6 protein-coding genes, 1 pseudogene and 1 riboswitch are annotated in these 11,271 nt (G+C 58.4%); of the genes and pseudogenes, 5 read left to right on the forward strand and 2 right to left on the reverse strand.

The features are described from left to right. The 5 genes and pseudogenes from AAC035_RS12295 to AAC035_RS12315 form a co-directional block, all read left to right on the forward strand. A pseudogene (locus tag AAC035_RS12295) lies at nt 1-205 on the forward strand (acyl-CoA synthetase); the annotation flags it as partial. 32 nt (nt 206-237) lie between these two features. After that, complete coding sequence (locus AAC035_RS12300; protein WP_339804568.1) at nt 238-3,525, forward strand: carboxyl transferase domain-containing protein; 3,288 nt, start codon at nt 238-240, stop codon at nt 3,523-3,525. A 43-nt stretch (nt 3,526-3,568) separates the two neighbouring features. After that, nucleotides 3,569-5,275: an AMP-binding protein gene (locus AAC035_RS12305; RefSeq protein WP_339804570.1), complete on the forward strand. Its 1,707-nt coding sequence runs from the start codon at nt 3,569-3,571 to the stop codon at nt 5,273-5,275. An 84-nt stretch (nt 5,276-5,359) separates the two neighbouring features. After that, nucleotides 5,360-8,641, forward strand: coding sequence for a carboxyl transferase domain-containing protein (locus AAC035_RS12310; RefSeq protein WP_339804573.1), 3,282 nt, complete (start codon nt 5,360-5,362; stop codon nt 8,639-8,641). Between the two features lie 111 nt (nt 8,642-8,752). Beyond that, nucleotides 8,753-9,217, forward strand: a complete 465-nt coding sequence (locus tag AAC035_RS12315) for a thioesterase family protein (protein ID WP_339804576.1) — start codon at nt 8,753-8,755, stop codon at nt 9,215-9,217. Nucleotides 9,218-9,315: 98 nt separating this feature from the next. On the opposite strand, the gene AAC035_RS12320 is transcribed toward AAC035_RS12315, so the two are convergent. Then, a complete protein-coding gene (locus AAC035_RS12320) occupies nt 9,316-10,158 on the reverse strand; it encodes a 3-oxoacyl-ACP reductase (RefSeq protein ID WP_339804579.1) in 843 nt (280 codons plus the stop codon). Then, a riboswitch (TPP riboswitch) is annotated at nt 10,141-10,236 on the reverse strand. Its footprint overlaps the gene before it by 18 nt. 48 nt (nt 10,237-10,284) lie before the next feature. Next, a partial coding sequence (locus AAC035_RS12325) for a histidine kinase dimerization/phospho-acceptor domain-containing protein (RefSeq protein WP_339804582.1) occupies nt 10,285-11,271 on the reverse strand: 987 nt, incomplete at its 5' end.

Raw genomic sequence — 11,271 nt, forward strand, 5'->3', positions numbered from 1 at the left:
CGAAACCGTCGGCGCAGCCGTTAATCTTAAAGAAGACAGCAGCGTGACCGAGGCCGAGCTGATCAGCTTCCTGCAGCAGCATATTGCTCCGTTCAAGGTGCCAGACCGCATCTGGTTCTGGCCGGAACCCTTGCCCAAGGGCGCAACCGATAAAATCAACCGGCGCGCCTTGCGAGAGCAATGCCTGGCCCTTGCCGGTGAGTAACTCCTGACGATTCCGTTATCCATGAGGCACCTGTGAATTTCAGCAAGATTCTTATTGCCAACCGCGGCGAGATCGCCATTCGCATCGCCCGGGCCGCCAGCGATCTGGGCCTGGAAACCGTCGCCGTTTACGCTCCGGAAGATCAGTATTCCCAGCACCTGCAACATGCCGATCAGGCCATCGCACTACCCGGCCAGGGCGCCCGGGCCTACCTGGATATTGAGGCGGTTATCGCTGCCGCCCGCTCTGCCGGCGCTCAGGCCATTCATCCCGGCTACGGGTTTCTCAGTGAAAATCACCCGTTCGCCCGCCGCTGTGCCGAGGAAGGGATAACCTTTATCGGCCCCTCACCGGAGACGCTGGCCCTGCTGGGTGAAAAGTCTGCGGCACGGCACCTGGCCGAGCGCTGCAAGGTGCCGGTGGTGCCCGGTACCGGCACCCAGACCTCGCTGGTTGAGGCCAAAGCGTTTGCGGATGCCCAGGGTGCCGACACCGCCGTCGTCATCAAGGCCATTTCCGGTGGTGGCGGTCGTGGTATGCGTATTGTCAGCCCCGGCGATGACATTGAAACGGCTTATACCGCCTGTGCCCGGGAAGCCATGGCAGCCTTCGGTGACGATGGGCTTTACGTGGAGCGCCTGGTCGAACAGGCACGGCACATCGAAGTACAGGTGATCGGCGACGGCACCGGCCAGGTCAGCCATATCTGGGAACGGGAATGCAGCCTGCAACGTCGCAACCAGAAGCTCATTGAAATAGCTCCCAGCCCTACGCTCAGTTCGCCAATGCGACAGAAATTGCTGGATGCGGCACTGACCATGGCCCATGAAGTGAAATACCAGGGCCTGGGGACGTTTGAATTTCTGGTAGACACCCGCGCCGACCATTTCTTTTTTATCGAGGCCAATCCTCGCCTGCAGGTGGAGCACACGGTTACCGAAGAGATCTCCGGCCTTGATCTGGTGCAGAGCCAGATCGCGGTGCTCGGTGGCAGTAGCCTTGCCGACCTGGGGTTGCGACAGGCCGACATTGCGGCGCCTTCCGGCTACGCCATCCAGTGCCGGGTCAATATGGAAACCATGGACGCCTCCGGTACCACCAGACCCAGCGGCGGCACCCTGGCCGCCTTCGAGCCACCGACAGGACCCGGGGTCCGGGTCGACACCTACGGCTACACCGGGTATCAGACCAGCCCCCATTTTGATTCTCTGCTGGCCAAGGTTATCGTGCACAGCCGGTCATCCGACTTCGCTCTGGCCGTGAGAAAAGCCTACCGGGCCCTGTCCGAGTTCCGCATCGAAGGGGTCCACACCAACCTGGACTTCCTGCAGACACTGTTGATGCAGCCAGACATTATCTCCAATCAGGTTTATACCCGACTGGTGGACGACCGCATGGCGCTGCTGGTGACCGAGGCTGAAAAAGGCCACCGGAAGCAGTTCCGCTCTGTTGCGACCAACACCACCGCTTCCCACGCCCCGGCAAGCAGTGACGTGCCAGCGGGCATGGTCGGCGCCATGGCTCCCATGCAGGGCCAGCTGGTGACAACCCTGGTCGAAACCGGTGCCGGCGTTCGCCAGGGCCAGGTGGTGGCCATTCTCGAAGCCATGAAAATGGAACACGAAATACGGGCACCAGAGGCGGGCACTCTGCGGGAGCTGCCGTTTGCCAACGGTGACTATATTCAGGAAGGACAGGCCCTGGCGTTCATCGAGCCCGGTGAAACTGACGCTGAAGAGGAGTCCGCAGGGGCCGAAATCGATCTGGATTATATTCGTCCGGACCTGGAACGCGAACGGCTGACCCTGGACGAGGCAAGGCCCGAGGCCATGGCCAAACGCCATAAGCTGGGCATGCTGAGCGCACGGGAAAACATCGACAATATCTGTGACCCCGGCAGCTTTATGGAGTACGGCGCCCTCACCTTTGCCGCCCAGCGACAGCGCCGGTCGGAAGAGGATCTGATACGGTCCACACCGGCGGATGGGCTGGTGGCCGGGATCGGTTCGGTCAACGGCCAGACCTTTGCCGAAGACCAGGCTCGCTGTGCGGTGCTGGCCTACGACTACACCGTACTGGCCGGCACCCAGGGCACCATGAACCATAAGAAAACCGACCGGGTGCTGCAGGTGGCTGAAGAGCAGCAACTGCCAGTGATTTTCTTTACCGAAGGGGGCGGCGGCCGGCCAGGTGACACTGACAATGCCACCAAGGTGGCCGGTCTTGATCAGCCCAGCTTTCTGCAATATGCCCGCCTCACGGCGCTGGCTCCTCGCATCGGGATTGTTTCGGGACGATGCTTCGCTGGCAACGCGGTTTTTGCCGGAGCCAGTGACCTGCTGATTGCCACCAGGAATGCGAGTCTGGGTATGGCTGGCCCTGCCATGATCGAAGGCGGAGGTCTGGGTGTTTTTGCCGCAGAAGAAGTCGGCCCAATGTCGGTGCAGGTACCCAATGGAGTCGTCGACTGTCTGGTTGAGGACGAGCGCGAAGCGGCCCGTGTTGCCCGCAAGCTGATGTCCTATTTTCAGGGCCGTTTGCCGGAGTGGAGTAACGCTGATCAACGTCTGTTGCGCTCCAGCATTCCTGAAAATCGTCTGCGCTCTTACGATATCAGGGCATTGATCTGCACGCTGGTCGACAGTGAGAGCTACCTGGAACTTCGTCCTGAATTCACACCCGGGATGGTCACCGCATTTGGCCGTATTGAAGGTCGGCCCATAGGGTTAATTGCCTACGATCCACGACATCTTGGCGGCGCTATCTGCGCCAACGGAGCCGACAAGGCTTCCCGCTTCATGCAGCTGTGCGATGCCTACGATGTACCCCTGATCAGCCTGTGTGACACCCCGGGCTTCATGGTGGGACCGGAAGCCGAGAAAACCGGACTGGTACGCCACACCACCCGCATGTTCGTGACGGCGGCCAGCCTGCAGATTCCGGTGATGTCGGTCGTACTTCGTAAAGGCTATGGTCTTGGCGCCATGGGTATGACGGCAGGCTCGTTCCATTCGCCCTTCTTCAATGTGTCCTGGCCTACTGGTGAGTTCGGTGGCATGGGGCTGGAGGGTGCGGTTCGCCTTGGCTACCGCAATGAAATTGCCAATGCCGGCGATGAAATGGCTCAAAAGGCGATGTTCGAGAAGCTGGTGGCTGAGCAATACGAAAAGGGTAAAGCTTTGAGCATGGCGGTTTCGCTGGAGATCGATGCAGTCATTGATCCTGCCGAGACTCGCAACTGGATTCTGCGGGGATTGAAGTCGGTGAAAAATCCCGGACCACGCCATGGCCGTCGCCGACCGATGATTGATACCTGGTAACCATGTAACTCTGACCTGATCAATAACAAAAAATGGATCACTCATGAAACAACCACAAGAAATCTTTGAGCAAATGGTCAATGAGGGTGATGTCCCCCTTTACCAGCTAAAACGTCATGCCCGTGAGAACGGCGATAAAGTGTTCATTCACTATGGTGAAACCGGTGAACGCCTGACCTTCCGGGAAGTCCATGAGCGCAGTCTGGAGATAGCATCCGGGTTAAAGTCTCTGGGGATTACCAGGGGCCAGCCGGTCAGTGTACTGACCAGTAACTCCCTGCTCGCAGCCACAGCCATGTTTGCCTGTTGGCAGTTGGGGGCGATTTATGCCCCCATCAACTTCAACCTGCGAGGCAAACTGCTTAGTTACCAGATCAACGATACGTCAGCGCCGCTGCTGATCACGGATCCCACCTTCCGGCAGATATTGGAGGATATAGGTTCGGACATAAAGCCAGCCCATGTTGTTGTGGGCCCTGCCAGTTCAAATGATGGGTCGGAAAATGGCGTGCAGTTACCGAACTCCCGGGTGCATAATCTGGAATCCATCACGTCTGCTGATGAGATCCTGGAAGATCCAGAACTGGGTCCCTTCGATCCGGCCACCATTATTTATACCTCCGGCACCACAGGTCCCGCCAAGGGCGTATTGCTCCCTTTCCGCTGGATCAATCAATACGCCTTTGCTGGCCGCAGCCAGTGGACATCGGAAGATGTGGTCTATTGTGACTTGCCCATGTACCACGTGGGAGGTGCCTACGCGCTGTTGGTGAAAGCAGTCTGGAAAGGCAATACCGTGGGCCTGTGGAACCGCTTCAGTCCGTCAGAATTCTGGTCTCGTATCCGGGAATGTGGTGCCAGTGCCGGCATCCTGCTTGACGTGATGATTCCATGGCTGATGTCCGCACCGCCATCTCCTGATGACCGCAACAACACTCTTTGCAAAGTCCATATGCAACCGCTGCCGGCAAACCACCATGAAGTGGCCACACGTTTTGGCTTCGACTTTGTTACCTGTGGTTTCGGGCAGACTGAATCCGGCGCCGGTTTTATGACCATCATCGACGAGTTCGGAGACGAAACAGGTACGCCTCCCGAGTTGTATAAGGGGCTGCCCAAAGAGCAGTTGAGGGCCTCAGCAGAAGCCTCTGGTCGTTTGTTGGTCAGTGGTGACAAGCCATTGCCTCCTGGTTTCATGGGCCGCCCATCGCCACTCGTTGACGTTGCCGTTCTGGATGAGGATGACAATCGGCTTCTTCCTGGAAACGTCGGTCAGCTGGCATTTCGTCCGCGATTCCCGGGACTGCTCCTGCAGCAGTATCTGAACAAGCCCGAGGCCACACTCAAGGCCTGGAGCAATCTCTGGTTCCATACCGGTGATGCGGTCGTGGAGCAACCCGATGGCAACTTCCGGTTCATCGACAGGATGGGCGGGTATTTCAGGGTGCGAGGTGAAAACGTTTCGTCCTATGAGATCGAATCCGTGCTGGCGGATCATCCGCATGTCCGCGCCGTTGCGGCAGTGCCGGTGCCAGCGAAGGAGGGTAACGAAGACGACATTGCCGTGTTCGTTGAGCTCAAGGCGCCAGGAACCTGCAATGAGGGTGAGATTGCGGCTTTTGCCAGTGAGCAGATGCCAAAGTATATGCGCCCACGCTATATCCGCATCGTCGATTCTCTGCCGGTGACACCGACCAACAAGATCGAAAAGTACAAGTTACGCCAGATGCTGGCTGACGAATCTGCCTGAGGTCCCGGCAACAATTTCTGAATCGTCAGGTATTTTGCTGGTGAAATTACAGCACCCCAAACAGAACAAGAGAAGGTGAAGTTAATGGAGAGGATTCTGGTTGCCAATCGTGGCGAAGTTGCTATCCGGATTATTCGGGCAGCTCGTCAACTGGGGATGGAAACAGTGTCGGTCTATGCAAAAGACGACGAAGCGTCCCTCCACGTGAGCTATGCCGATCAGTCCTGCGAGCTGCCAAGGCAAGGTGCCGCCGGCTATCTGGACGCGCAGGCGCTGGTTGATGTCGCCGGCAGGACGGGCTGTTCCGCGGTTCATCCAGGGTATGGTTTCCTCAGTGAAAACGCGGATTTTGCCCGGCTTTGTGCGGCACAGGGACTTCGCTTTATCGGACCCAACCCGGAGATTCTGGATCTGTTTGGCAGCAAGGTCAGTGCGCTGGCTCTGGCACGGGAGGCGGGTGTACCCGTGTTGCCCGGGACATCCGGTGCTACCAGCCTTGACGATGCCCGTGCCTTTGCCGAAGAACATGGCGCCATCATGCTCAAAGCCATGGCGGGTGGTGGCGGTCGTGGCATGCGAGTGGTGCGAGACCCCGGCGAGCTTGCTGAAGCCTATGCCCGGTGCCAGTCGGAAGCCTTGCAGGCGTTTGGTAACGGTGAACTGTACGTCGAAAAGTTATTGCATCATGCCCGGCATATCGAGGTGCAGATTGTGGGCGATGGTTCCGGTCAGGTAACCCACCTCTGGGAACGGGACTGCACGATTCAGCGTCGTCACCAGAAGCTGATCGAGATCGCGCCCAGTCCAGTGCTTGATGAGACGGTTCGGGATCAGATTCTGGCCGCAGCGGTCAAGCTGGCCGCTCACGTTGCTTACGACAATATCGGTACCTTTGAGTTTCTGGTGTCTGACGATGGCTTCTGGTTTATGGAAGCCAATCCCAGGTTGCAGGTCGAACACACGGTGACCGAGGAGATCACAGGGGTTGATCTGGTGCAGACGCAGATTCATCTTGCGTCCGGTCACTCCCTTGCTGATCTGGGGTTGCAGACCTCACCCGCAGCCAATGGCTTTGCCATACAGGCCCGGGTCAATCTGGAGGCGCTGTCCGAAGATGGCAGTCCGGTGCCCAAGGCGGGATTGCTCAGGGTTTTCTCACCACCCTCTGGCCCGGGTATCCGGGTGGATACCTATGGCTATGCCGGATACCAGAGCAGCCACCGTTATGATTCGCTGATTGCCAAAGTCATCGCACGGGGCAAGGATTTTACGACGGCCGCCGCGGCCCTGTCAGGGGCTCTTCACGAGTTTCACATTGCGGATGTGCCAACCAATACCTCGCTACTCCGAGCGGTACTTGAACACCCTGTGTTCCGGGGCGGCCGTTACAGCACATCGTTTATACAGGAGCACAGGAAGGTCTTGCAGGATGCGATGGCGGGGCAAACGGGCCGGTTTCCGCCCGGCTCCCTGCTGGCGGCGGATACCAGCCCGGCGCCCGCGGCCAGTGCTGTATCGCTTCCCAAGGATTACCATCCGGCTGACGCTGTCCATGCCCCCATGGAAGGCATGATCGTGTCGGTGGAGGTCGCCATAGGCGACGCCGTTCGCCGGGGCGAGCCACTGATGGTGATCGAGGCCATGAAAATGGAACAGTCCGTGCGGGCACCACAGGATGGAATTGTTCGTTCATTGCTGGCAAGTCCCGGTGATGTGATCAAGGAGCAGAGTATTCTGGCGATCATTGAGTCCAGCGGCAGCCAGAATTCCGTCAGTGAAGGTGCACCGAGCGACACCTTCTTCGCTGAGGAGGATGAAGGCTGGGGTGCTGAAGTTGCAGAGATCGACCGTCGCCTTGAGATGGCAAAGGAAATGGGCGGTAAGGACAAGGTCGAAAAACAGAAGGCCAAGGGCAAGCTGACGCCATGGCAGCGGGTGTATGCTCTGGTGGACGCCAGCAGTTTCACCGAGGTTGGTGCACTCACCGGTTTTGCTGACTACGACGAGAATGGTGAGCTGATCAACGTCAAACCCGCCAACTTTATTGGCGGTACCGCCCGGCTGGACGGACGTAAGGTGACTCTGGGTGTGGATGATTTCACCTTGAGGGCCAGCTCCGGGGATTCCGCCATTCATGGCAAACAGATCTTCCTGGAAAACTACGCCCGGCAAATGCAGTTGCCGGTGGTGCGCCTGCTCGACGGTGCTTCAGGCGGCGGAAGCGTCAAAATGGCCCTGGAAAACGGCTTCCACTACGTGCCGATTAACCCCGGCTGGGACGCGGTCGTCGACAACCTGTCACTGGTCCCTGTGGTGGCGGCGGCTGTGGGCCCGACCGTCGGACTGGGGGCGGCCAGGCTGGCCATGTCGCATTTGGCAGTGATGGTTCGGGGTATCGGTCAGGCCTTTACCGCTGGGCCGCCAGTGGTGAAAGGAAGCACCGGCGAGGATCTGACCCTTGAGGAACTGGGCGGTGCTGATATTCATGCGGACAGCGGCGTCGTCGAACGTATGGTGAATTCAGAGGAGGAGGCCTTTGATGTCATACGGTCATTCCTGTCCTACCTGCCCCGCAACGTGGATGAATTGCCGCCACGCCAGATCTGTGATGACTCTGCGGACCGGCGCGACGAATACCTGCTGAAGTCGATTCCCCGCAACTCGCGGCGGCCATACGACATCAACGCCATTCTGTCGTCGATCTTTGATCGGGGCTCGGTGCTTATCTACGCAGAGTATGGCGGGTCTGCGGTGACTGCGCTCGCTCGACTGAATGGTTATCCGGTGGGTGTGCTGGCCACCAATCCGTTGAAGGGCGTCACCATGTCCGTTGAGGGCGCCCAGGCCGTAACGCGGCTGGTGGATTTGTGTGAAACCTTCCATCTGCCCATCGTCAGCCTTACCGACCAGGGTGGAGTATCTATCGGCTCAGCCGCCGAACGACGGGGTACCATACGACACGGTGTCCGCGCCATTTCCGCTATCTATCAGGCGAAGGTACCTCAGGCGGAGCTGATCCTGCGCAGGATCTTCGGGGTAGGCGGTGCCGGCATGATTAACCGGCATCGGGCGTCACCCAGCTGGTCCTGGCCCTCGGGCACCTGGGGTTCACTGCCGTCAAAGGGAGGCATTGAGGCGGCATTCAGCGCCCACCTCAATCAGGTTGAAAACCGGGAGCTGGAAATGGAACGGATCAGTGAGCAAATGGAGCAGATCGCCTCGCCCTTCCGCACCGCCGAGCATTTCGGCGTGCAGAATATGATCGACCCACGGGAGAGCCGGCGCCTGCTCTGTGACTGGGTGGAAGATGCTTACCGAACCCTGCCAAAACTGCTGGGTAAGCCGGCCTTCGGGGCGCGGCCCTGAGGACATGCCTGATCAGTACCTTGCTTACTGACGGGTTAACCTGAGTACAATGAAACCAGCCCTCCAAGCGGGGGCTGCGCGCATCAACAACAATCATAACCAGGAGTATTCATGGAACAGCCATTCCGATATTACATGCAGGTGCGCTATGGTGAGTGCGACGCCCAGAAAGTTGTCTACAACGCCAGATACGGGGATTTTCTGGATCTTGCCGCAACCGAGTTTCTGCATCACATCTGTGATCAGGATCAGTTGCCTGGAGGGGCGTTCGATTATCAGGTGGTAAAGCTGACCATCGAGTGGAAGGCGTCAGCCTGCTATCGGGATCAACTGGAAATCACCGTACAGGCCAGCCACATAGGCAACACGTCATTCACGTTGGCCATGGATATCCATAACTACAGGACCGGCCAGTTTCTGGCCCGTGGCGAGATGGTCGGAGTCGCGGTGCATCCGGTCACGGTGGAGAAAATGTCGATTCCAGACATCATGCGACAGGCACTGGAGCAGGGTGGCCGGGGCAAGTTTATTGACCATGCCGGTATCCATATCGCGAAAGAAAGTGCAGGGGCCTGATACGGCTGTCGAGGACATCCCCCGACTTCAGGGGATGGTTACACAGGTATCCTGAGCATGCGGGTGGAAGTGAAGTATTGGTGGCAGCTCAGCGCTCATCAGCCTTTCACCAGCCCACCATCCACAATCAGATTCTGGCCGGTTACCGAGCGCGCCCAGGGTGATGCAAAGAATAACGTTGCATCGGCAAATTCAACCGGTGTGGTCACGCGGCGCAGCGGTGTGCTCTGAGCAATAAGCTCGAACACGGCCTCCGGTGTTGCGGCTGAAGCATCGGTGGTGCGGAGCAGGCCACCGGAAACCATGTTTACCGTGATGTTATCAGGGCCCAGATCGTTGGCGAGGGTGCGAGTCAGCGAAAGCAGCGCTGCTTTGCCTGCGGTGTAATCGTGATAGGCAACCACCGGATTCTGGAAAAGGTTGGTGCCGATATTCACGATGCGACCGAAACCGACTGATCGCATTCCTTCCAGCGCCGCCTGAGTGGTGTTGAGGCTCCCGCGTACAACCCCTTCGAACTGGTGGTTGAGGTGTTCCCAGGTGAGTTGATCGGCGTTAGCGCGGCCGTCGCCGTTGAACGAGTAGCTGGGTAGAGCATTATTGATGACCGTGGTGATCGGGCTACCAAAGTGCTCACAAGCCTTGGTAAACATGGCTTGTACGGCTTGCGCGTCCGTTACATCGGCGTGCAGGGCAAGAGCCCGCTCTGGTGCCTCAGCGGCCAGCGCTTCGGCGGATTCTTTGCTGGTGTGATAATTGATCACGACCCTTGCACCCTCTCGCAGAAATGCCCGCACCAGGTCTTTGCCCAGACCCCGGCCACCACCTGTGACCAGAACCAGTTGCTGATTGAACGTGAAAGCGTGTGCCATAGCGACCTCGAAATCTGAGGCGGAGGCATGCACAAGCAGAAGCGGCAGTGGAGCCGTGGTTGCTGACATCCCTTCGCCAGTGTGAACTGGATCAGTTTCAACGGGTTTTTTCTCAGCCCTGTGTTCAGGACACCCCGTGTCTGAAGCCAGACAATATCACACTTCAAATATCCGGCCAGAAGGTTTGAGCGAACTCTAATGACCAGTCTCAGATTGGCCGGCCTGTTGTGAGGCGCGAATGCTCAACAATGCCAGCTCCCAATCCATCCCCCCACTGGCATTTCCCTTGGCGTGCAGATGCCCGCCGAACTGCGCGGCAATGGATTCGACTATGGTCAGTCCCAGTCCGTGCCCCTGCGGGGGCAATCGGCTATGTTGCGGGTTTTCTGTGCCCTGGTCGGGGGTTAACGGGTTATTGCCCTGGTCACGAATAACAAACTTGACCAGGTTCTGATGGTCAGAAGATTGGCTGGTGACTCTCAACTCCACCGGCTGGTCGTCGCCGGAAAATTTCAATGCGTTTTCCAGCAGGTTTCTGACTGCAATAACCACCAGGGGATGCGGCGCATTGACCAGAATGTCCTCGGATTCCAGAACCTGACTCACTCTTTCGGCCCCGGGCATATCCATAAGCGCCTCGTTTATGGCGATATTTACCGGGCAGGCGTCAAACCCATGCCAGTCGTCCTGGCTCTCCAGTCGCGCCAGCATCAATAACTGTTCAGCAACGTTCTGCAGCCGCTGAACGCCCATTTCAGCCCTGGCAAGGGCCAGTTGTTGCGGTTCCCCGTCGATACGACGGGCCACCTGCAGGTGCGTTTTGATGCCGGTCAGGGGCGTGCGGAATTCGTGGGCGGTATTGCTGGCAAACCGCTGTTCGCGGATTACGGTGCGCTCGACACGGGCAAACAGGGCATTCAGTGTGTTGACGATAGGTTTGAGCTCAGCTGGTGCGTTGCCGATTGACAGGGGCTTGAGGTTAGCCGGTTCCCGGACCTGTAGTTGGCGGTAAAGGTTCTGCAGCGGTTGCAACCCCTTGCGCACGCCCCACCACAGCACGCCAAGGCTGCCCAGCAAGGCCATGGCGAAGGGCACTGCCATGACCAGAATGATTCCGTTCTCCAGTTGTCTGCGCTCGGCACCCCGGTCAGCTGTTGTTATCAGCAGGCCATCCTGTTCCAG

Origin of the sequence: uncultured Marinobacter sp. (genome assembly GCF_963974375.1) — a bacterium.
GTDB lineage: Bacteria > Pseudomonadota > Gammaproteobacteria > Pseudomonadales > Oleiphilaceae > Marinobacter.